Annotated in this window: 17 protein-coding genes; 12 read left to right on the plus strand and 5 right to left on the minus strand. The window is 64.7% G+C overall.

The annotated features are described in order from the left end of the window. Positions 1–614: 614 nt before the first annotated feature. The 6 genes from BUS42_RS17585 (at position 615) to BUS42_RS17610 (ending at position 7,394) form a co-directional block, all read left to right on the plus strand. Positions 615–1,568: a hypothetical protein gene (locus tag BUS42_RS17585; RefSeq protein ID WP_254053579.1), complete on the plus strand. Its 954-nt coding sequence runs from the start codon at positions 615–617 to the stop codon at positions 1,566–1,568. A gap of 117 nt (positions 1,569–1,685) precedes the next feature. Then, positions 1,686–4,040, plus strand: coding sequence for a TRAFAC clade GTPase domain-containing protein (locus BUS42_RS17590; protein WP_074308352.1), 2,355 nt, complete (start codon positions 1,686–1,688; stop codon positions 4,038–4,040). 91 nt (positions 4,041–4,131) lie between these two features. Beyond that, on the plus strand, positions 4,132–5,586 hold the full coding sequence (locus BUS42_RS17595) for a hypothetical protein (RefSeq protein ID WP_254053580.1): 1,455 nt from the start codon (positions 4,132–4,134) through the stop codon (positions 5,584–5,586). An 81-nt stretch (positions 5,587–5,667) separates the two neighbouring features. Continuing rightward, on the plus strand, positions 5,668–6,189 hold the full coding sequence (locus BUS42_RS17600) for a hypothetical protein (protein WP_074308354.1): 522 nt from the start codon (positions 5,668–5,670) through the stop codon (positions 6,187–6,189). A gap of 72 nt (positions 6,190–6,261) precedes the next feature. Then, the gene (locus BUS42_RS17605) at positions 6,262–7,038 is read left to right on the plus strand and encodes a class I SAM-dependent methyltransferase (protein ID WP_074308357.1); all 777 of its coding nucleotides are present in this window, start codon (positions 6,262–6,264) and stop codon (positions 7,036–7,038) included. Positions 7,039–7,109: 71 nt separating this feature from the next. Beyond that, positions 7,110–7,394, plus strand: a complete 285-nt coding sequence (locus tag BUS42_RS17610) for a hypothetical protein (RefSeq protein WP_074308359.1) — start codon at positions 7,110–7,112, stop codon at positions 7,392–7,394. Positions 7,395–7,409: 15 nt separating this feature from the next. Here the strand turns inward: BUS42_RS17610 and BUS42_RS17615 are convergent, their stop codons facing one another. Further along, positions 7,410–8,195, minus strand: coding sequence for a GntR family transcriptional regulator (locus BUS42_RS17615; RefSeq protein ID WP_074311176.1), 786 nt, complete (start codon positions 8,193–8,195; stop codon positions 7,410–7,412). Positions 8,196–8,554: 359 nt separating this feature from the next. Between BUS42_RS17615 and BUS42_RS17620 the strand changes: the two genes are divergently transcribed. Both BUS42_RS17620 and BUS42_RS17625 read left to right on the plus strand, forming a co-directional pair. Continuing rightward, positions 8,555–8,746, plus strand: a complete 192-nt coding sequence (locus tag BUS42_RS17620; RefSeq protein WP_074308361.1) for a hypothetical protein — start codon at positions 8,555–8,557, stop codon at positions 8,744–8,746. 95 nt (positions 8,747–8,841) lie between these two features. After that, positions 8,842–9,885 (plus strand): DUF1559 domain-containing protein, encoded by a 1,044-nt coding sequence (locus BUS42_RS17625; protein ID WP_074308363.1) that lies wholly within the window; start codon positions 8,842–8,844, stop codon positions 9,883–9,885. Positions 9,886–10,042: 157 nt separating this feature from the next. Here the strand turns inward: BUS42_RS17625 and BUS42_RS17630 are convergent, their stop codons facing one another. The 3 genes from BUS42_RS17630 to BUS42_RS17640 all read right to left on the minus strand — a co-directional run bounded on the left by BUS42_RS17630 (position 10,043) and on the right by BUS42_RS17640 (position 13,319). Then, a complete protein-coding gene (locus BUS42_RS17630; RefSeq protein ID WP_074308365.1) occupies positions 10,043–10,402 on the minus strand; it encodes an STAS domain-containing protein in 360 nt (119 codons plus the stop codon). A 180-nt stretch (positions 10,403–10,582) separates the two neighbouring features. Further along, positions 10,583–11,611, minus strand: a complete 1,029-nt coding sequence (locus tag BUS42_RS17635) for a WD40 repeat domain-containing protein (protein WP_254053581.1) — start codon at positions 11,609–11,611, stop codon at positions 10,583–10,585. 508 nt (positions 11,612–12,119) lie between these two features. Continuing rightward, the gene (locus BUS42_RS17640; RefSeq protein ID WP_083670275.1) at positions 12,120–13,319 is read right to left on the minus strand and encodes a DUF1559 domain-containing protein; all 1,200 of its coding nucleotides are present in this window, start codon (positions 13,317–13,319) and stop codon (positions 12,120–12,122) included. A gap of 803 nt (positions 13,320–14,122) precedes the next feature. Between BUS42_RS17640 and BUS42_RS17645 the strand changes: the two genes are divergently transcribed. The 4 genes from BUS42_RS17645 (at position 14,123) to BUS42_RS17660 (ending at position 19,564) form a co-directional block, all read left to right on the plus strand. Beyond that, a complete protein-coding gene (locus BUS42_RS17645) occupies positions 14,123–14,815 on the plus strand; it encodes a hypothetical protein (protein ID WP_074308369.1) in 693 nt (230 codons plus the stop codon). A 366-nt stretch (positions 14,816–15,181) separates the two neighbouring features. Further along, positions 15,182–16,171, plus strand: coding sequence for an RNA-guided endonuclease InsQ/TnpB family protein (locus BUS42_RS17650; protein WP_159452245.1), 990 nt, complete (start codon positions 15,182–15,184; stop codon positions 16,169–16,171). A 403-nt stretch (positions 16,172–16,574) separates the two neighbouring features. Next, positions 16,575–17,006 (plus strand): ECF-type sigma factor, encoded by a 432-nt coding sequence (locus BUS42_RS17655; protein WP_254053582.1) that lies wholly within the window; start codon positions 16,575–16,577, stop codon positions 17,004–17,006. Continuing rightward, positions 17,003–19,564: a WD40 repeat domain-containing serine/threonine protein kinase gene (locus tag BUS42_RS17660; protein ID WP_074308371.1), complete on the plus strand. Its 2,562-nt coding sequence runs from the start codon at positions 17,003–17,005 to the stop codon at positions 19,562–19,564. The genes BUS42_RS17655 and BUS42_RS17660 overlap by 4 nt, the downstream gene beginning before the upstream one ends. 383 nt (positions 19,565–19,947) lie before the next feature. Here BUS42_RS17660 and ltrA read toward each other — a convergent pair whose 3' ends face one another. After that, positions 19,948–21,279, minus strand: a complete 1,332-nt coding sequence (gene ltrA / locus BUS42_RS17665) for a group II intron reverse transcriptase/maturase (protein ID WP_074308373.1) — start codon at positions 21,277–21,279, stop codon at positions 19,948–19,950. Between the last annotated feature and the right edge of the window lie 55 nt (positions 21,280–21,334).

The following is a 21,334-nucleotide window of genomic DNA, read 5'->3' on the forward strand; positions in this document are numbered from 1 at the left end:
GAGCGGGGAGCGTAAGCTCCCTGTCTTTTGGTGATTCGCAAGGGCGTGCCCCAAACCAGACAGGAGCTCACGCTCCCCGCTTTTTCCTTCATTTCGCTCGCCCGGAAACTCATCGAGAAAAAAAACGGCATTCGTCCACCGAGGTCGACTCCCCCCAATTCAGAGGCGTGCAACACGACTCAAGTGGCCGGTCGGACACTCGTGCGGTATAATCAAGGTGTGATGGTTTGCGCAACGACGATCCTCGTCTGAGTGGGCCTGGCTCCACCACGAGATGTTCGCAACCAAATCGTGCGATCCGACAAGTCAAGGAGTGAGACGAGCGATTGTTCCAGGGCGTTCCAGCACGCGTGAGGGAGGGGATGGAATCCCCGTAACCGTAGGTTTTCCAGCCACTTGCGTTTCGACATCTCTCCCCCGAGCCTCCCCCTCGCAATGGGCGACGGCAGGCACGATCGATCGCGATCGCCAATCCGATTCCCCGATTCTTGTCGAATAAGTTCGCTCCGAAATACGAATGATACTGGTGAACCGCGGCGGGGCGCCTCCCTGCACGGCCGAAGATAAAGAGGACTTCCACGATGTCTTTCTCCCGCAAACGTCACAGACCAACGATGCCCTCCCTGGCATTCGTTGTGATTTCGTTCGTGGCGGCCTTGGCTCCCCTCCAATCCGCCCAAGCCGGCAAACTTTCCTGGCTTGACGAGGTCGTCCAGGAAGTCGTGCTCGAGGCGAAGGCCGGAGGGCGAGTCGCCTCGGGAGCTGAAGCGACCGCGACCCGAAGCGTGGGCCGACTGTTCGTCCATGAGGCCGACGAAGGACTCGAGGTCGTAGCCCGCCGCTCCGACGACCTCGCTCGGGCCGGCCGGCGGGTCGACCAACCCTCCGAAGCCTTGCTCCGCACGAAGTTCGCCCGGCTCCTGCCGCGCGACCCCGAGGCTGCGCGCACCTTCTCCGCGCTCGCCCCGGCCGAGAAGCGGCTCGTCGTCGAGATGGGGGAGACGGCCCAACGGCTCGCCCGCCGCTACCCCGACCAGGCGGAAACGATGATCCGTCGCCTTGGCACCGAGGGGCTCTCCGCCGTCCGCGTCTATGGCGACGACGTCGCCGAAGTGCTCGCCAAGGAAGGGCCGGAGAGCCTGGGCGTCCTGCGGAAGACCGGTCGGGGCGGCTGGACGTTCTTCACCGACACCGTCCTCCCCCACAAGAAGAAGCTCCTCGCCGCGGGCGTCCTGGGTGCCTTCCTGGCCGACCCGGACCAGTTCGTCGACTCCGCCGGCCGCGCCACGGAGTTCGCCGTCCGCGAGTTCGCCAAAGCGGGCGTCCAGCTCGCCAGCGCCTTGGGAGGCGGAGCGGCCCGAGGCCTCGAATCGTCGATCGGCCAGGCCCTCGCCACCTACGGCCTCAACGCCCCCCTGCTCCGCCAACTCGGCATGGCGGCCGCCGGCCTGGTCGTCATCCTCGCCGTGATGGTGATCCTCGGCCTGCCGATCCGCTGGCTCTTTCGACCCTTGACCTGGCCGATTCGCTTCGTCCTGAATCGGAAACGGTCTCCAAAACCTGTGTGAGAGTCCGACTGAAGAGGAAGTCCACCCGTCAGATAGAGAAGTAAAGCGTCGTCCGATTGTGGGAATCTTGGTTTGCGGAGCGAGCGGCGAACGGATTGAGGGGCGAGGAAGGGAACCATGGCGAACCGTCGCAAGACGCATCTTGATGCCCTGGAGCGTCGGCTGACCGGTCCGAAGCGGATCGGTTTGTTCGGCCACCGGAACGTGGGCAAGACGACGCTCTTGGCGATGTTTTATCGCCAGGCCTCAACCGGGCAGGTGCCGGGCTTGCGGATGGCGGCGGCCAACCCGGCGAGCGCGGAGTATCTGGCCGAGAAGATCGGCCAGATCGAGTCGGGAGAACCGCCGGCGGGAACCCTGGCCGAGACCGAGCTGCGGTTGCACCTCTACCAGGGGGCGGCCCGGTTCGACCTGATCATCAAGGACTACCAAGGGGAGCACGTCACGCTCGGCTCCGACGAGCCGATCCAGGCGTTCTTTGCCGACTGCGACGCCGTGCTGCTCTGCCTCGACCCTGACGGACCGGCCAGCCCAGCCGAGCGTCGCCGCCGGCAGCAGGAGATCGAGAACCTGCTGGAGCGCTACATCGATCGCTCCGAGGACGGGACCACGGGACGCCCGGTCGCCCTCTTGCTGACCAAGTTCGACCGGGTGCTGGCGAGCGTCCAAGCCGGGCCGGGGGAACACGGTCCGGGCTCGAGCGACGATCCCGCGACCTGGGGGGTCGAGCGGCTCGTCGAGGCGCGCTATGGCATGACCCGGCATGCCCTGGCGCAGCACGCGCCTGGAGGAGCGATCTTCGCGGTCAGTTCTTACGGCCGAGGCGCCGAAGGGGGGCGGCCTCCCGCTGAGCTGCATCCGCTCGGCCTGGAGCGCCCGCTCGGCTGGCTCGCCGAACAGCTCGAAGCCGTCGACCGCGATCAGCTCGAATGGCTCTGGGACCTCGTCCCCGACGACCTGCCTCGGCTCGCGCGGTGCGTGGACGCCTTCAGCCGGCGCTATCCGAAATCCACCAGCGCGGCCGGGTTTCGAGCCCGGCTCAAAACGCTCCGCCGCCGCCGGTTCCGCCGGCTCGCCTTGCGGGCGACGGCCGCCGCGGCGATCGGGGCCGTGGGCCTGGCCGCATACGATGCATTCGGCTTCCGCAACGCCCTGGCCTTCGAACGCAGTCAACCCGCGCCGGCGGTGGCCCGACGCTGGACCGAGCTCCTCACCTGGCACCCCACCCTCCCCTGGATCTGGCCCGGTCTCGACCGCCGGGCCCGGCTCAAGGAAGCCGAGTGGACGGTCAAGGCGGCCGAGGTCCAGGTCGCGCTCGGCACCGACGGCCCCGAGCTCCGCGGCAAGCTGGCCGGCGTCAAGGAGCGGGTCCCTCAACTCGTCTCGGCCATCCGCAAAGTGGAGCAGGCCCAGGACCAGGTGCGGCACGACCGGGTCTGGAATGAGGTCAGGGCCGAAGCGCTCGCGCCGGGAGACGACCTGGACACGCCCCTGAACGCGCTCCGCACGTTCCTGCGCGACTTCGCCGACACGCCTCACCGCGCGGAAGCCCTCGCCCTGACCGACGCGCTCAAGGCACGCATGACCGCGCGGGCGTCGGCGGCCGACCGCCATTTCCTGGATGAGCTGGCCCGGGCCGAGCTGCTTCCCAACGCCGACGTCCGCGACCTGATCGAGCGGGCCCGCCAGTTCCTGGCCGATCACCCCCAGAGTGAGTGGCGGGGAGAAGTCGAGCGCCGGCTCGACGGCTACGTCGCCCGGCTCGATGGCCGCGACATCGACCGCGCCCGGCAATATTCCAAGCAATATCCGACCAACTTCGCGACCCGAATCGAGCGCTACCAGGATTACCTCAAAGCGCACCAGGGGGGCGGCCGGTACATCAGCGAGGCGACCGAAGCCCGCGACCGGGTCCTCCGCGAGTGGGACACCTACACCTACCGCCAGGCCTACGACCACCTGCTCGCCCACCCGGACGACGTGGCCGAGGTGGCCCGCCGGCTCCGCGACTACTTGCGCGACCATCGCGAAGGCCGCTATGCGACCGACGCGCACCAGTACCTCGCCTGGTGGGACAAGGTCTCGGTCCCCGGCGAATACCGCGTCACCCTGCGCCGGGGGACGGTCGACCCTGATGTCGGCAAATATCTCGGCGGCGGTCCCGACCTCGGGGTCGTCATTGAGGTCGCCGGAGTCACTTACGGCCCCTCCCCGGTCGTCCGCAACACCCACCAGCCGATCTGGGACTATACCTTCTCGCGGCCGATCCGCTGGAAGCTGGGCGACCCGGTCACGGTCCGGATCCTCGACTACGACTGGTCCGACTCCACCGTCTTCACGCTCAACAGCCGCAAGGGCGACCCCCTCGCAATGCGCAACCTGTCGGGGACGCTCAAGCCGGCCAAGGGCGGCAAAACCAGCCTCGTCTTCACCTCGAGCTTCTCGATGCCCCGGCTGAGTAAGCCCGATTGAACCAGGCGGATCGGCGAGGCAGAGGCCGCTTCGGCTTCCGGGGGCAAAACCTGGTGGGCCGTGCCCACCCTCCAAGAATCAATAACCCCATATGACAATTCTTGATTCTTTTGGGAGCGAAACGACGATCGCGAATCGGATAGCCAGACCCGTTGAAATCGGTTACGAGCAGGCGGTCTACGGAAGCTTCCCGTTCTGGGACCGAGGCTATTCGATCCTGGCGCACTCGCCGGGATGCCGGCCCGAGTGGCTGGTTGGCCTCCGCGCGGCCTGCCAGCACTTCGGCGAACGGCCGGCCGGCGCGAGCGAGGCCTCGGCCTTGTTTGCACTCCCGCTCGAGGCAGGCCCCTGGCTGATCGTGGGTGTTAGCCCTCAGGGGGAAGACGACCGCGGCCGACCGGGCGCCTTGGCGTTCCACGCCCTTTTCCTCGACCCCCACGACTATCGCCGGGCGGGGGGGAACCCGTTCGACTTCGCCTCCCTCCTCCGGCAAGACTGGACCGCCGATACCGAGACGCTCCCCTCCGGCGTCCGGACGGTGGAACCGGGCGAACTCTCGCCGCCACCGGTGAGCTCCCTGGCCGAGTCGATCGCCACGGCCCTGGGACGTGGAGGACGGGTTGCGCTCCAGGCCCCCGCCCCGATCGACGCGCTGGCCCAGGAGGTCTGGAGCGTGCTGCCGCTCGCGATCCGCTGCCGCGCCTCGGTGGCCACCTGGGCGTTCGGCAATGGCAATCAGTTCGATCTCATCGCCCTGCCCCGCCTCGCCGGGGTCGGGTTCGACTCCTCCTATGTCGACCTATCCCAAGTCGAGGCCAACCCTGAAGGACGAGCGGCCGACCGTCAAATCGGCCACTGGGGCACCGTTCTCAAACGCGCGATGCCAATCCTCGGGCTGACTGCCCTCCTGGTGGGCGCGGCCCTTGGGATCGTGCTTCGCCCGGATCATGACGAGCCGGCACCGACGGCCAACAAGGTGGTCACCGCCCCGCTCCCGCTCCCGCTCGACCGTCCCCCTCCCGACGCCGCGGACTATCCCGCCGAGGCCCTGGATCCCGAGGAGAAGCGTCGGGTGATCGAAGGGCTGATCAACCTGGCCGAGCAATTCGGGATGAGGAGCGCGGACGTCCCGACACGTGACGATCCGGCCACTTTGATGACGGCGCTGGCCAGCCAGTTGCGTTATCGAGGCCCTTGGCTGTCGTCGACCGAGTTGGCCGAGTTCGAGGACGAGGCCAGGCCAGGTTCGAGCCACGACCGGACCCTGGCGCGGGAGTGGCACCTGCGAACGCGTCGGTTCGCACCCGACCGCGCGCTGCCGGCCCATTTCCGGGACGGGCCGCTCCGCTGGCAGCTCGACACCCTCACCTGGTCGTTCCACCTCGACGACGAACCCAACGCGCACCGTCGCTCCCCGGCCGAGATCCCTCACGCCCTGGCCAACGCTCTGGCTCTGGATGTCTCGCTCAACGAAACGCCCCTGGTCGCGAGCCATCCGGCGCTGGCCGCCTATCGCAAGTTCCTCGACCGGCTCCCGCGACGCTGACCGAATGGCAACGCTTCCGCGGAAACGATGCCCCGAGCTGGCCTAGTGCGGGCCCCCGCGGTTCCGACTACAATGGACGGTATGCTGACCATAACCCGACGCCCGTGCTCGACTCGACTTCTCTGGCTGATCCCCCTGCTCGCCTTGGCGGGTTGCGGCGGTGGCGAGCCGGTCACGAAGCAGTCGATTGCCCAGGCGCGGAAAGTCTGGGCACGGGCCCGGATCGACGATTATGACCTCGATTGGACCAGCTCAGGAACGAATAACGCTTATTATCACGTCATCGTACGTGACGGACGGGTCCGAAGGCTCGAACAGGTGCTTCCGGATGGCCGAACCGTCGAGCTTCATCCCGGGAAACCGGAATACTTCGGGGTCGACGGCCTCTTCCTGACCATGGCCGAGGAGCATGCCCAACTCGAGACCGACCGGCCGTTCGGCCAGGCAAAAGGATCCAAGGCTGTGCTCCTGTTTACTCCTGACCCCAAATATGGTTACCCTCAAAGCTACCGCCGAGACGTCGTAGGCGCAATCTTGCCAGTCGCCATCGACGTCGTCCGCTTCGTTCCCAATCCGCCGCAATCGCAGCCAACGCTCCCATAACCCCCCCAGGGGGCCAGTTCCGATCGATCAATCGATCGATCGGCCTCGCTCCCTCGGAGAACTCTCCGTCCCGTGCAAAATACTCAGGATCAGGATCGCCAGTGGAGCCGCCACGCGGCGCGTTATGACGAATTGTTCCTCGACGCGCTCGACCCGTCCGTCGAGAACCCGCTCTGGGCCGCGCTGGACGCCGTGGCCGATCCCCAGTCACGAACCGTGGCGGATCTCGGTTGCGGAACCGGCCCGCTCCTGCCCCGGCTGGTCGGCCGGTTCGGCCGGGTGGTCGCGCTCGACTTCGCCCCGGCCATGATCGCGCGGGCGCGCACTCGGATCGACGACAGCCATGCCGACACGGTGACGTTCGAGACTCGGGCGATGCACGACCTCGACGACTACGCCGGCCAGTTCGACGTGGTGGTCGCGATCAACTCGCTGGTCATGCCCGACGTCCGCGAGATCGACCGAACCCTCCGCGCCATCCGCGCCAGCCTTCGACCGGGCGGCCAGTTCCTCGGCGTTCTGCCGTCGATGGACGCGATTCACTACCATACCATGTTACTGATGGATCAGGCCCTCGACCGCGGCCTCGAAATCGAGGAGGCCGAGCGGTCCGCCGCGTTCCACGCCGAGCACCAATATTACGAGTTCGCCTTCGGCCGGTTCCAGTTCCTCGGCTTGCGGCAGAAGTTCTGGCAACCATTCGAGATCCGGCACCGAATGGCCAAAGCCGGATTCACGTCGGTCGAGCTCGGCCAAGTCCTTTACCCGTGGGACGAAAGCATGGCGGGCGGCACCGATTTTGCCGATCATCCCCGAAGCTGGGATTGGTCGTTCGTGGCTCGTCCCTAGTCCAGACACCGGAACCCGCAACGCGAATTCAACCGACCCGACTCGAACCGCTTCACCGCAAAGGAGGCCGAATGGCCCCCCAAGCCCCCCGCGAACAGGAACAATCGATCAAAGCGCGAAAGCGCGAGATCTTTGAAGAAGAGCAGAGTTTCGGCCCTCGGAAGCCGTTCGCCGACTACCTTGCGAGGACGGAGGCCACCCCCCTGTCGACCGGCCAGAAGGCCGTGCTCTGGGGGGTTGGCGCCCTGGTGGTGCTCCTCCTCCTGGCGGCCTTGCTGACCATGCCAGCCCCGACCAGTGGGCCGCACCAATCCTCCCCCGCCAAGGGCGCGGCCGCTCCGGCGGCCGGGCGTTGATTGCGCGGATCGGGGTCAGGCGCGTCGTTTCGATCGCGCCTTGACCGGCTCCGCCGTGACCGGGGTTGGGGTCGGGGTTGGGGTCGGGGCACTGTCGGCGACGTCGGGCAGCGTCCTGCTCCAGTTCTCGACCGACATTCGAATGTGGCGTGACATCGCTCGGACCGAGGCCTTGCGATCCTCGGCCAGGAGCGCCTCGACAATCGCCAGGTGCTCGTGGGCCTCGGCTTCGAACCGGCCCGAGCGAAACCGCGAACCGTCGCGTGCGTAAGTCACGTCGCGGAAGGCGCGGAAAAGGATTTTCAGCCGGCCCAGCTCATGGGCCAAAAAGCTGTTGCGACACGACGAGGCGATCAGGTCGTGCAGCCGGCTATCGACGGCCCCCGCTTCATCAAGGAATCCTGGCCCCGGGGCACTCGCCTTGGCCAGCAGGTCCTTGAGGGCCGCCGCAAGGTTCCGCAGGTCGGCGGGAGCGATCCAGCCGCAGGCGCTCCGCGTGGCCTCGCATTCCAGGACCCGGCGGACCTGGCAGATCTCCCCCACTTCCTCCATCGTGACCCGGCGGATCACCGCCCCCCGGTTCGGGAGCAGGTCGACGATTCCAATCCCCTCGAGCGCGACCAGGGCCTCGCGAATCGGCGTGGGGCTGACCCCAAACCGGTCGGCCAGCTCCTGAGTCACCAGGTGCTGCCCTGCGCGGAGTCGACCCTGGAACACCTCAACCAATAACGACTGCACGATCACCCGGCGCCGCAGGCCGTGATCGCACTTCAATGCCTTGTTCCCATCGGGTGTCGACATGAGTCTGGTTAACAACCGGGTCTGAAGAGAAGGAGGGAGAGCCACACTCCCTAATCATACCCTAAGGGCAACCGAAGACGACGCCACGAACTCGCCGCGGTTCCATCGCCGCCGCCCACACCTTGGGGTTGTCGAAAATCACCAATTCCGAGGGGGATGACCCCAGCATAACACGACCTCGAAGTCCCCCACCAGACAATATCCTGTAGAATCGAGAGGAACTCTATAGAATTATGAGTGCGCCCCCGATATCATCGGCGTGATCGAGAGTGTGAGATTGGGTGATGTCTTCGGAAGGAGCCACTCACCCATCTGACACGCCGCTATGCTCGACACCTCATCATTCAGGATTCATAACTATGTTTCGACTCACCAAGTCACTTGGTTTGTCGTTGCTCGTCCTCAGCCTGGGCACCACCTCGGGTTGCGGAGGAAGTGGCGGCAATGAGGATGAATTCGCCAAGTATCCCGGCACGACACCTCCCGGCACCCAGGCCAACTCCGAAGAGGCTGCTCCCCAGGCGCAGCGGGCGGCCCCCAAGGCTCCGTAGTGGGGGGCTCCGGCCGCCGACGATCGATCCCTCGTTCGATATCCGAGTGTTATCGCCCTTCCCTTCTCCCCTGCAACCAACGGAGGTAGGTCATCATGCAAGTCGTCCGACGCGGCTTCACACTGATCGAATTGTTGGTCGTTATCGCCATTATCGCCGTCTTGATCGCGCTACTCTTGCCTGCCGTCCAGGCCGCGCGGGAGGCGGCCCGCCGTTCCCAGTGCGTCAACAACCTCAAGCAACTGGGGTTGGCCATCATGAATTACGAGGGCTCGAACGGCGGCCTGCCGCCCTCGGGGTCGACGAGCGTGGCCGGCGCCATCCAGAACTTCTCCTTGATCACGCGAATCCTTCCCTATCTCGAGCAGCAAAACCTCTTCAATACGGTCAATTACGCGTTCGGAATGCCGAGCAGCGATCCTCCCGGCGCCCAATCGGGTGATCCGGCCTACACCAATTCGACCCTCCTGCATGTCCAGGTCAGCGCATTTCTCTGCCCTTCAGACCCCAACACCCCGAGCTCGACCTTCAACTCGCACAATTACGGCGAAAACACCGGCAACTGCCCGAGCTATGCGGGAGGCACTTTCGACGGCCCTGCCTACATGATCGGAACCAGCAAAATCGTCGTCTGTCCCGGCGGCGCCACCGCCAGCAACACCATGGTGGCCCCGGTGGGACTGGGAAGCGTTACCGACGGACTGAGCAACACCGCGATCTTCTCCGAGATCGTCCGAGGGAAAGGCGTCACGCCGACCGACGACGGGTTACATGTCACGTACACCGGAGGCGCCGCAACCCCCTGCACTTACACGAACGACCAAGACCTGGGCAGAGACTGCCAGACCAAGGCGACCACACGGGTGGACGGTTCCAAGGGGATGCAGTGGGCACGGTTCTACATGGCCCGAGGCGGGGGCTACACTCACGTGATGACGCCGAACCAGAGGTCGTGCCTCTACTCGACCGTCGCCAACTTCCCCAACCTGATCAGCGCCAGTTCGTACCATTCGGGTGGGGTCAACGTGTCGATGCTCGACGGCTCGGTCAGGTTCATCAAAAACAGCGTCAACTACCAAGCTTGGCACGCCATCGGCTCCAAGGCGGGCGGTGAGGTCTTCTCAGCCGACGCGCTCTGAACGATGGGCACGAGCCGGCTCGTGATGCCGGCTTAATCCGCATCCGGTTCGAAAACCGCCCCCCCCCCGCGTCGGGCCAGCCCCGCTGGCCTGACGCGGTGCGAACGCCAAAACGAGTCGGGACCGACTCGGTCTCAATCGCGAGTGCGAGTACGAATCAGAATTTGGCGAGCGCCAATTTGTCGTCGTCAAACACCTCAAGGAGGCGGTCGAGCTGACTGGCCCGAAGGACGTCGCGAAGCGTTGGGTTCAGCCCGCAGATCCGGAGGTGGCCCTTGGTCTTGGCGAGCCGCTTGTGCAGCTTCAGCACCTGGGCGAGCATCGAGCTGGAGACGAACCGAACACCCTCGAGGGTGAGGAGCACCTTGGTGCATTCCCACTTCTCAACCAGTTCGAGGAGTTCCGAACCGACCGACTCGATGAGGTCTTCCGCTTGCAGGTAATGGGTCGTGACGCTGATGACCGCCACGCCATTGATGAACGTCAGTTGGAGGTGCTCGGTCGAATCTTGGGACATGGGAACGGCTCCGGTCGGATAAACCTCTCGAACGAGATATGGCCGTTACTCGTCCGCAACTCTATCCGAGCCCGACTTACCGATCCAGATCAGTTCCAGACATCGTGTGAAAACACAATGCGTTTGATTTCCAAACGCATCATCCATTCTTGCGCAAAATCGTAATCTCTTGTTAATCCATCAGCTCGTTTTGACTTTCGTGGCTTCTCCGCTCGAGAGCGCTTCGAGGCGATCGACCGCTCCGGGCAGGGGCCACATTTTCACGGCGTCGTCGTTGCCGCCGGAGATCAGCGTCGTTCCATCGGGGGACACCGCCATGGATTTCACCCCTCCCTTGTGACTGTGAAGGGTGACCCGAGGGAGGATTTCGGTGGGAGAGAGGTTCCAGAAGCTGATGGATCCGTCCAAGCCGGAGGAAGCCAGGGTGAGGCCGTCGTGGAGGAATCGAACCGAGGTCACCCGGCCTTGCGGACTCTTCCAGGTGCGCGACCGGCCGGTCGCAAGCTCGTGAAGGGTGATGCACCCCACTCCCCCCAAGGCGAGCGCTCGGCCGTCGCGAGTAAACGCCAAGGATGCGAGTGAGCCGGGGTCCTCCTGAAGCCGCTCGCGAAGCTGGCCCGTGCCGAGATCCCAGAGGATCGCCCCGTCCTCGGTCCCCGCCGAGGCCAGAGTTCGGCCGTCGGGGGCGAAGGCCAGGCTCGCGACCAGCCCGGTGTGCCCCCGCAAGCTCAGGGTCTGTTGGCCCGAGACAACGTTCCAGATCCGAATCACCCCGTCATCCCCCGCCGCGGCCACGGACGCCCCGTCGGGTGAGAACGCCACGTCCCGGACCGCCCCGTAGGACCGAGCGAGCGTGGTCAAGATCGCCCCGGTGGCGGGATTGAGGATCAAGACGCCATCAGCCAGCCCCCCCGCCACGAGTAACGAACCATCGGGAGAAAACGCAACGCACGAGAACCCGGCCATGGTCCGCCCAACCACCCGTCGCGCACTCTTCGAAGCCAGGTCCCAGACCATCACCGCCCCGTCGCGACTGGCCGAGGCCACCGTCCGCCCGTCCGGGGCAAACGAAACACCCTCAACCGGCGACGCATGGACCCCCAACTCGTGGCGCTCGCCCTCCTCCGACCCGGCCTGCCCCGAAAGCGAGATGCCGACCACCAGGATCGTGAGAATCGCCGCGAAGATGCACAACTCGGGCGCCAGCAAGCCCTTCGATCGGGGCCGACGACCAAACCGGCTCCCCCCCCAAATCCCTCGACCCCGTACTGACACCGGCGAAGCGTCGGTCCCCGCACCCATGGCCGCCACCTCGATCGTGAGAAAAAGAGACAAAGCAGGAAATGTGCCCGGGCCGCCATCCATACCGGCCGCGAGTGGTGGGAGAGGAAGTACCGTTCATGGGTCACTTCCACCCATGGGGAACTCGCCAACCCTCCGCATAACCCAGCGCGAAATCCGAGAAATTTTGCGACGATCCCGAAAATCGCCTCCATTCCGTCACCAAACGGCACAAAGCCGGACCATTGCGATCTTTCGATACCTTTTCACCAAGAGGCCTGGGGAGGAAGAGCCCCCTCCTTCCTTCTCGAGGGCGAGACCGGGTGGGCCACGCGCCTGCACGCTGACAGACCGAAAACGAGAAGCGGGCCAGGAGTGGTGCAATCACCGACTCCCGACCCGCTTGATTGCCTCAAACCACGGTAGCGGAGATCGATCAGAACGAGTCGGACGAAATGATTTCGCCCCCGTTCCGTGATCCCAGGGCCCAGAACGCATTGAGATTCGTGCTGTCCTTGAGGAACCGGACCGAGCCGTCCCCCAGCACGATGTTGGCGCCGCCGGGGTGGCGACTGGCAAGACCGTAGGCGCCGGGAGAGTTCTGCGTCCCCGGCTTCGCCGTCATGCACACGGGGTACTTCGCGTTCGGCGGCAAGACCGTATTTCCGATGCTGTAGGCCGGCAGGTTGAACGCCCAAGCCTGACCGAGCTGGACGCTACCGGCGTTCCGGGTTGCGGACCCGGGCGCTGCCTGGTCGCGGCAACTCTGGAGCCAGGTGAAGAGGTTGTTATTGGCATTCGCCAAGGGGAGACTCATCGTCGCCGTGTTGCGGGTGACTCCGGCCGGAAACGAGGTCATCCAGATGATGTCCGAGGGGATTGAAAGGACACTCGCGTTCCCACTGCCGACGATCCACTCGCCGAACGCGATCGTGTTGCTCGTTCCATCAATGATGTCACTGAAACCGAACACCCCGCCATACTTGAAAACACCGTTGGGCGGCCCCCCGGTCTGCCTCCCATCGTGCTCCAGCGTCGACCCGGTCGAGGTAAAATAGTTCGTCCCGGGCGCCCGAAAGCTCTGGCCCGCAATCCGGTTCACGTTATAGCTTGGCGGCGTGTCGGACGGGCATAGGAACACGCTCAACCGTTTATCCGTCGCGGTCGAATTGGCGGCATTGCCATAGGTGTCCACCGAGTTGAAGCATCCGTAACTAAAGTTCATGGAATTGAAGATGGCTCCCTGCTCGATGAACTGGAGCAGGCGCGCCTGGGCGCTGTAGCTGGCATTGTCCAGGATGACGGAGGTCGTCGCCGACCAGACCGGAAGCCCGGCCGGCGGGAAGCAACCATAAGTGCTTTCATAATTATGAAGCGCCAGGCCAAGCTGCTTCAGGTTGTTCGAGCACTGCATCCGCCGCGCCGCCTCGCGGGCCGCCTGCACGGCCGGCAACAGCAGGCCGATCAGGACCGCGATGATGGCGATGACCACCAACAACTCGATGAGGGTAAACCCCCACCGCCAAAACGTGACCGAGCGGGGCCGGTGAACGCCCGAGGCGATCTGCCGCGGCGACACCAGGTGAGAAGGAGGAAACATCAACTCGGGCTGGTGCTTCTGATCCAGCATTGGCATGCGCGACTCCAAAAATCTTCGCGCGCCTCTGGTTGCACCAGTCGGCACCTCGAATCAAGAGAGGGGGAAGGAGTTCGACGTGCCTCTCGTTGAACGAGTCAGCCACTTTCTCTCGGATCGAGCGAGCAGGAAAACTTCAGCGACGCCGCTGACTCTCGACTCCTACACTCGAGACGTTGACGCCGTCCCAAGGGATCACGACCAGCTCACCGACCCGAAAGCCCTGGAATGGCCATTCGGATCCGCTCCCGGTCGAGATCCGGCGAAAGGTTGAAGCGTGCGACCTGTCGTCGTCAGGAGCGACCCCTGACGTGGCCGCCACTCCGTGCTCAACACGATCGCAATCCCAATCCCGTGCCCTAATATCAGGCACGGGGTTCAGCCACTCCGCATCACAAACTGCGGACTGCCGAGATTATTCCCAAATCACGCCCAGGGTCAAGCCGATTTTCCCGATCGCTTTTATCAAGTTAACGTGATTGTCATCGGGAGCGCCTACAATTTAAGAGTGGGAAGCCGCTCCCCGCTTGCAGTCCGATGCCCCCTTCCTCGCGAACCAAAGGGGGATCCGCTGGGGGGCCGTTCCTCACTCACTGTTCCGCGGTCGGTGACAGCCGCAGTCCCTGAAGGTTCGACCCGGCGATCGGCCGCACTTAACATTATGACCACGTAATCCAAAACACTTTTCGACTCGGCTATGGAATCCGATCCCAAGGGGCCGGCGAGCTCGACCCGCAAAGAAATATTTGAACCCAATGAGCGAGCTCCGCCAGGGGAGGTCGGGACCGAGGAGGTGAAGTCCAATGCGACCGCAAGACCTCGTGGGCCTGGACGTTCTCGTGGGCCTGACCTATCTCGACGCCAAGGGGCAAGTTCTCCGGCAGGAGCAGTTTCACGGTCGGATTGAAACGACGGATGGAAGCACCACCTGGGTCCGCCCTTCCGGCGGCGGCGAGCCGCGCTGGGTGCCGACCGAGATGGCGGCGTTCCGTCCCGCCCCCAGCGGCACCTACCGCCTGGAATCGACCGGCCAGGTCGTCATCGACCCGTTTCTCCTGACGTCATGGATGCTCACGGTCTTGCAGGACGAGGAGGGGGAGACGTATTACGAGGCCGAGCCGAACTTCGCCCCGCTGACCAATTCTCGAGTCCCGAGGGAGTGGGAGCTCACCTACCGGATCGACGAGCCGCGGATCCGCCGAACGATCGAGGTCTTCGGCGATCAATACATCGGCCGCAACCTGCTGTTGGGCATCACGTACGTCACACCGAGCGGCACGCCGCACCGCCAGGAGCAAGTCGTCGGAACGATCATGGTGGTCGATTTCGACGAAGGGATCGTGGTCAGTTGCGAGCCCGACGGCCGTCAGTTGGTGCTCCCCGGCGATCCCTCCTGGCTGGAGAAGGCCCCGCAGGCCGAGTTCATGCTCCGCTCGACCGGGCAGGTGGTCACGAACCCCAACTACATCGCCAAGCTGACCAAACGATCGCCCTGAAGGCCGCGATCGCCCCACCGTGGTTGCCCCCCCACGCTGATTCCATCCTTTTTTTTTGGAAACCCGGTTTCTCAAGAAGCACCCGGACAATCCTCCGAAGAATGGGGCGGGCGCAGCGAACTCCTTCGGAACGTGTCGAATTCCCGTCCCCACCGCAGTCAGTTCAACAAATCTAGCGAGGAATCCCCCGCCTTCAGGCGTGGGGAGGAATCGCGTGATATTCTTGCTTTTAGATTAAAATTGCCTAAATTCCAGACATGAAACTTGTCGCCCAGATCCAACTCATGCCGGACGCTAATGCCTCCGCGAAACTTCGCTCGGCCGTCGAGCGATTTAACGAGGCCTGCAACTGGCTGGCGGGCGGGCGTGGCGTTCGACAAACAAGTCGCCAATCGGATCGAACTCCAGCGGATCGCCTACCGCGACGTTCGCGACAAGTTCAGCCTGTCGGCTCAGGCCACATGCCTCTGTATTCGCCGGGTTTGTGAAGCCTACAAGCGGGACAAGACGATCCGCCCGACGTTCCGCAAGGATGCGGCGATGCCATTCGACCCGCGGACGATGAGTTTCAAGGGGATCGCCCGCGTCAGCCTCCTGACGCTGGACGGCCGGGTGATCGTTCCGTTTGTCGTCGGGTCCTACGGCGCGGATCGGCTGGCGATGCCCAAGGGGCAAGCCGACCTCGTCAGACGCAAGGACGGTAAGTGGTTCCTGATTGTAACCGTGGACGTACCCGAGACCACGCCGATCCCGGTCACCGACTTCATCGGGGTCGACCTCGGTCTCGCCAATGTGGCGACCGACAGCGATCCCGCGACCAAGCCTCACTGCGGCAAGCCCGCCGAACGGGTCCGCCGCAAGCACAACCTCCAACGCAAACGCCTCCAGAAGAAGGGAACCAAAGGGGCGAAGAAGAAGTTGCAACGGGTCTCCCGCAAGGAAGCCCGGTTCAAGCGACACGAGAATCACGTCATCAGCAAAGCGATCGTCGAGGTTGCCAAAGGCACCGGACGCGGCATCGCCGTTGAGGATCTCAGCGGCATCCGCGACCGGCTCCCGGCTTGGGGCAAAGACGCACGCAATCGGCTCTCCGGCTGGTCGTTCGGCCAACTGGTCGCGTTCATGACGTACAAGGCCACGCTTGCGGGCGTGCCCATCGAAGCCGTGGATGCCCGCTACACGTCCCAGACGTGTTCGGCATGCGGACATTGCTGCCGAGAGAACCGGACGAGCCAAGCGAAGTTTCTCTGCGTGTCGTGCGGGATGGGCATGAACGCGGACAAAAACGCCGCCCTGAACATCAGGGCTCGGGCACTTTCTAAGCGTGCCCTAGAACTGGTGGACCTCACGGTCTAACCGGAAATCCCCCGGCTTTAGCCGTGGGGAAGCTTAACGCCTATGCTCCTCATCGGACCAAACGAAGCGGAACTGTCCTGATCGTAACCTTCTCGCTTGCCGTGGGAGTTTGCGACGGCCCCGCGTTTTCCGGGCGGTTTGGAACTAGTACGGCTCTGGGAGTTTGCGGCGCAACGTTTGAAGCTTTAGAATAAGTTCAGCCCTCCGATCCGGCCGATTGACTGAGGATGGAGTTGATGCCCACATTGTCGCCCGCGAACTCAATCACGCATTGCATTGGAATGCTCAAGCGTGGAGACCACGGGGCCGCTGAACGGCTCTGGACGACCTACATCCAACGGCTGGTCGGGCTGGCGCGGGCCAAGATCGGGGGGGGCCGCGCGGCGCGGCCGACGAGGAGGACGTGGCGCTCAGCGCGTTCGACAGCTTCTGCCGGCGTGCCGAGCGCGGGCAGTTCGCCCGGCTCTCGGATCGCGACGACCTCTGGCAAGTCTTGGTCGTCATCACCGAACGCAAGGCCATCGATCTGATGCGCCGCGAAGGGCGAAAGTCGCGGGGCGAAGGCAAAGTCGTCCGCTTCTCCGAGTCGTTGGGGTCCGCCTCCTACGAGGCATTCGACCCGGGTCCGAGCCCCGAATTCGCCGCGCAGGCCGCCGAGGAATTCCGCAGGCTCCTGGGCCTCCTGAGAGAAGACTCGTTGCGCGAAGTCGCGCTCTGGAAGATGGAAGGGTACACCAACAAGCAGATCGCCGATCGGCTTGGCTGCATCGAGCAAACGGTCGAGCGCAAGCTCCGCTCGATCCGAGTGCTCTGGACCGGGGGAAAGACCCTGTGATCGAGCCGTCTTCACCCGAGTTCACGCCCACGTCTTCTCCCTCTCCCTCGAAGATCAGCCGACTGGAGCGTGCCTGCGACAGGTTCGAGGAGGCCTGGAAAGCAGGCCAGCGGCCGACGATCGAGCGTTTCCTGAGTGACCAGGAGGGGCTGACCCACCCGTTCCTGCTCCGTGAGTTGCTCGTTCTGGACCTGGCCTATCGCCGGCGGGCGGGTGAACAGCCCGCGCCTGAGGATTACTTGCGGCACTTCCCAGCCGACTCGGCGGTGATCGCCTCCGCGTTCGCGGAAGTGATGGAGCCGAAGGAACGCCAGACCCCGTCGTTCACCGGCTTCCCGGGTCCGGTGCCGGCGATCCCCGGCTACACGGTGCTCTGCGAGTTGGGCCGAGGGGGGATGGGGGTCGTCTTCAAAGCGCGTCAGCAGGGGCTCAACCGGCTCGTCGCGCTCAAGATGATTCTGGCCGGAGACCTCGCCGGGCCCGAGGCCGCCGCGCGGTTCCTGGCCGAGGCCGAGGCGGTGGCCCGGCTTCAGCACCCGCAAGTCGTCCAGATCTACCGGATCGGCGATCACGGGGGCCGGCCCTTTCTCGAGATGGAGTACGTGCCCGGGGGCAGTCTGGCGGACCGCCTCGACGGCACCCCCTGGCCCGCCCGCGACGCGGCCCGCTTGATTGAGTCGCTGGCACGTGCGGTGCAGCATGCCCACAGCTTCGGCATCGTGCATCGCGACCTGAAGCCGGCCAACATTCTCCTGACGGTCGAAGGGCTGCCGAAGCTCACCGATTTCGGCCTGGCCAAGAGCCTGGGCGCGGACGTCGGCCTGACGCAGACCGGCTCGATCATCGGCTCGCCAAGCTACATGGCTCCCGAGCAGGCCGAGGGGGGGAAGCGCGCGGTCGGCCCGGCGGTCGACGTCTACGCGCTCGGGGCGGTGCTTTACGAGCAGTTGACCGGTCGCCCGCCGTTCAAGGCGGCCACGGTGCTCCAGACCCTGGAGCAGGTCCGCTCGGCCGAGCCGGCCGCCCCCTCGAAGCTTCAGCCGGGGCTCGCGCTCGACATCGAGACGATCGTCCTGAAATGCCTTCAAAAGGACCCGCAAAGACGCTATGCCGAGGCCGAGGCGCTCGCGGAGGACCTCCGCCGGTTCTCGGCCGGCGAGCCGATCCTGGCCCGCCCGGTGGGCGCGATCGAACGCGGCTTCAAGTGGGCTCGCCGACACCCCTTGATCGCCGCACTCTCGGCGGCCAGCGTCCTGTCGACGGTCCTCCTCACGGTCGTCCTCGCGATCACCAACGTCATCATCAGCCAGGAGCGCCGGGAGATTCTCGAATCGCTGGGTCGCGAGCGACTCGTCAAGGAAGAGCTCGTCATGACCAACGATCGGATCGCCCGCCAACAGCAGCAGACCGAAGTGGCGCTCCAAGGCAAGATCAAGGCGCTCGAGGAGCGGACCGACGACCTCTTTCGTGAGCGGCAAGCGTCTTACTTCCAGCGAATCGCGCTGGCCGAAGACGAGCACCGCGGCGGCCGGATCGGTCGCGCCGAGCAGGTCCTCGACGCATGCCCCTCTGACTTGCGCGGCTGGGAGTGGTACTTTCTCAAGCGGTTCCTCAACGTCGGCCCGATCACCCTTCGCGGCCATACCGGCGAGGTCTGGGACGCCGCGTTCAGCCCCGACGGCCGGACCGTCGCCTCGGCCAGCTTCGACCTCACCGCCAAGGTCTGGGACACCACCACCGGCCGAGAACGGCACACGCTCCGCGGCCACACCGCCCGACTCTACAGCGTGGCGTTCAGCCCCGACGCGGCCCGGCTGGTGACCGCCAGCGCCGATCAAACGGCGATCGTCTGGGACGTGGCGAGCGGGCAGAAAGTCCATCTCCTCAAGGGGCACAAGAACAACGTGCGCTGCGCCCGGTTCAGCCCCAACGGCCGCTGGATCGCCACCGGGAGCTGGGACGACACGATCCGGATCTGGGATGCGCGCACCGGCGAGACCGTCCGGGTGATCCCGACCGGCGCCGGCCAGATCACCCGGCTCAGCTTCAGTCCCGATGGAACCTGGATCGCGGTGGGGGGAACCTCGAGCGTGGCCGAAGTCTGGGAATTCGCCACCGGCCGCCTGATCCAATCGTTCCGCGGGCACAGCGAGCACGTGCTCAGCGTTTCCTTCAGCCCGGACGGTCGCCGGATCGCCTCGACCAGCGGCTCACCGGGCGGAGGCGCGGGAGTCGTCAAGATCTGGGACGTCACCAGCGGCCGGGAGTTGCTCGCGATCGACCATCCCCCCGGAATCCTCGAGCGCGTCGCGTTCAGCCCCGACGGCCTCCGGCTCGCCACCTCGGGGTGGGATGGGACGGTTAAGCTCTGGGAAGCCGCGAGCGGGCTGGAAGTCCTCAGCCTCCACAACCATTCCGGCCGAGTCTGGGGGGTCAGCTTCAGCCCCGACGGCGACTCACTGATCTCAGCCGCCGCCGACGGCACGGTCGTGATCTGGGACGCCAACCCACCGGATCGCGGCAAGACCCGCGGCGGCGTGCCGATTGTCGGAGGATGACGCGAAACGACTCGCCTGGGCGGAATACCGTCCAACGGGCTTGCTCAAGCGAAAGTCTCCGATCCGTTCGAATTTACCACAAATCCATCGACTCACGGGTCGGTGGAGCAGACGCTGTCCTGGGCCACTCGTGAGCGTCTAGGTTCTGACAGAAACTTGCGTCAACCCTAACGACCGACATAGAAGCAATCAGCAGCATTCATTCAAGTATTTCATCCATGGAGTTATTGGCGACGACGATTGAGACTGTCGTAAGGAAACCGGGATCTCGTTCCCACGCTCTGCGTGGGTATGCCGATAGGGGTAGGGAGAGCGGATTACGCTCCCCCTCCCTCCAAACCGTACGGGCGGATCTCCCGCATACGGCTTTCCCGTTGGTGGTTTTACCTCAAAGAGGATTGACTGGCTAACTCATGGGCTCGTTCCAAGCTGAAAAGTCCATGGTCGGCAAAGAAGGCGTTGGGCCAACGTTGATGGTCGGTGCCACGACCGCGGCCTCGTTTCTTCATCCGTTTACGGAGCAGACTCCGCAGACGCATGCGGATCCAGCCGTCGAGTCGTTCAAACGTCCACTTGTGGCTGTGCTTGAAGTATTCAAACCAGCCACGAAGCGTTGGGTTGAGGCTAGCGATGATCGCGGAGAGGCTGCCCCCGGTCGTACGCGAGGTCTTCGTCCGGACCGTCTCCTTGAACTTGTCCAGGCTCTTCGGTCGCGGGCGGCGTGTGCCGTCCTCAAACCGGTAGCCCAGGAAGTCGAAGCTTTCGGTCCTGACGGCGATGATCCGCGTCTTGGTGGGATGCAGGGTCAGGCCGGCCGAGGCCGTCCACTCCTGCACCACCGCCATCGCTTGGGCCGCTTCCTCCGAGCTTCGACACAGGATCACGACGTCGTCCGCGTAGCGCACCATCTCGAAACCCGATTCGGCCATCAGGTGGTCGAGCGGATCAAGGTAGATGTTGCTCAACAGCGGGCTGATCACCGCACCCTGCGGCGTCCCCTGTTCGGGCGTCGATACCTCCAGGTCGTCGAGGACGCCCTGGTGCAGGAACGCGTCGATCAAGTTCAGCACCTTCCCGTCCGCTACCTTCTTGGCGACCAGCGCCAGCAGGCGGTCGTGGGGGATCGTGTCGAAATCGCTCTTCAAGTCGGCATCTACCACATGGGTGAATCCGCCTTTAAGCAGCTCGTCCACCCGCCGCAGCGCGTCCTTGCATCCCCTGCCGGGGCGAAAGCCGTAGCTGTGCGCGGCGAAGTCACGCTCGAAGATCGGTTCCAACACCTGCCGGAGTGCCGTCTGGACCACCCGGTCGCGGACGGTGGGAATCCCGAGCGGACGCTTCTCCTGGTTTCCTGGTTTGGGAATCCAGTGTCGGCGGATCGCTTGCGGACGGTAGGTTCCCGTACGCAGGGCGTCGCTGAGATCCTTCAGGTTCTCTTCCAGGCGGTCCTCGAACATCGTCACGGTCACGTGGTCCACGCCCGCGGCACCCTCGTTGGCGGCGACTCGAGAGTATGCCGTATACAGGGCGCGTTGCGGGTGGACCTTGTCCATCAGGCTATACCAGACTCCACCTTTGACCCCCTCGATGAGGGCCGTCAACATCCGCTCCGTCCAGACCGTCGGTTCGACCCAGACCCATGGGATCGGGATCTCTCTGGCGCGCCTAGCCCTCGCGGGCACTGCCTCCAGTGGGAATTCCTTCGCATCGGACATCGCGTCTCCACCTCCCTGCACCCCTTCGCTCCACCGGAGTTACCCGGCTTCTGCG

The sequence above is a fragment of the Singulisphaera sp. GP187 genome, from assembly GCF_900129635.1.
Taxonomy (GTDB): Bacteria; Planctomycetota; Planctomycetia; order Isosphaerales; family Isosphaeraceae; genus Singulisphaera.

What these genes read in the sequence shown, in the direction of transcription:
- BUS42_RS17585 (WP_254053579.1), top strand. Translation starts at nt 615, where the DNA reads ATGCCCTCCCTGGCATTCGTTGTGATTTCGTTCGTGGCGGCCTTGGCT.
- BUS42_RS17590 (WP_074308352.1), top strand. Translation starts at nt 1,686, where the DNA reads ATGGCGAACCGTCGCAAGACGCATCTTGATGCCCTGGAGCGTCGGCTG.
- BUS42_RS17595 (WP_254053580.1), top strand. Translation starts at nt 4,132, where the DNA reads ATGACAATTCTTGATTCTTTTGGGAGCGAAACGACGATCGCGAATCGG.
- BUS42_RS17600 (WP_074308354.1), top strand. Translation starts at nt 5,668, where the DNA reads ATGCTGACCATAACCCGACGCCCGTGCTCGACTCGACTTCTCTGGCTG.
- BUS42_RS17610 (WP_074308359.1), top strand. Translation starts at nt 7,110, where the DNA reads ATGGCCCCCCAAGCCCCCCGCGAACAGGAACAATCGATCAAAGCGCGA.
- BUS42_RS17615 (WP_074311176.1), bottom strand. Translation starts at nt 8,195, where the DNA reads ATGTCGACACCCGATGGGAACAAGGCATTGAAGTGCGATCACGGCCTG.
- BUS42_RS17620 (WP_074308361.1), top strand. Translation starts at nt 8,555, where the DNA reads ATGTTTCGACTCACCAAGTCACTTGGTTTGTCGTTGCTCGTCCTCAGC.
- BUS42_RS17625 (WP_074308363.1), top strand. Translation starts at nt 8,842, where the DNA reads ATGCAAGTCGTCCGACGCGGCTTCACACTGATCGAATTGTTGGTCGTT.
- BUS42_RS17630 (WP_074308365.1), bottom strand. Translation starts at nt 10,402, where the DNA reads ATGTCCCAAGATTCGACCGAGCACCTCCAACTGACGTTCATCAATGGC.
- BUS42_RS17640 (WP_083670275.1), bottom strand. Translation starts at nt 13,319, where the DNA reads ATGCCAATGCTGGATCAGAAGCACCAGCCCGAGTTGATGTTTCCTCCT.
- BUS42_RS17645 (WP_074308369.1), top strand. Translation starts at nt 14,123, where the DNA reads ATGCGACCGCAAGACCTCGTGGGCCTGGACGTTCTCGTGGGCCTGACC.
- ltrA (WP_074308373.1), bottom strand. Translation starts at nt 21,279, where the DNA reads ATGTCCGATGCGAAGGAATTCCCACTGGAGGCAGTGCCCGCGAGGGCT.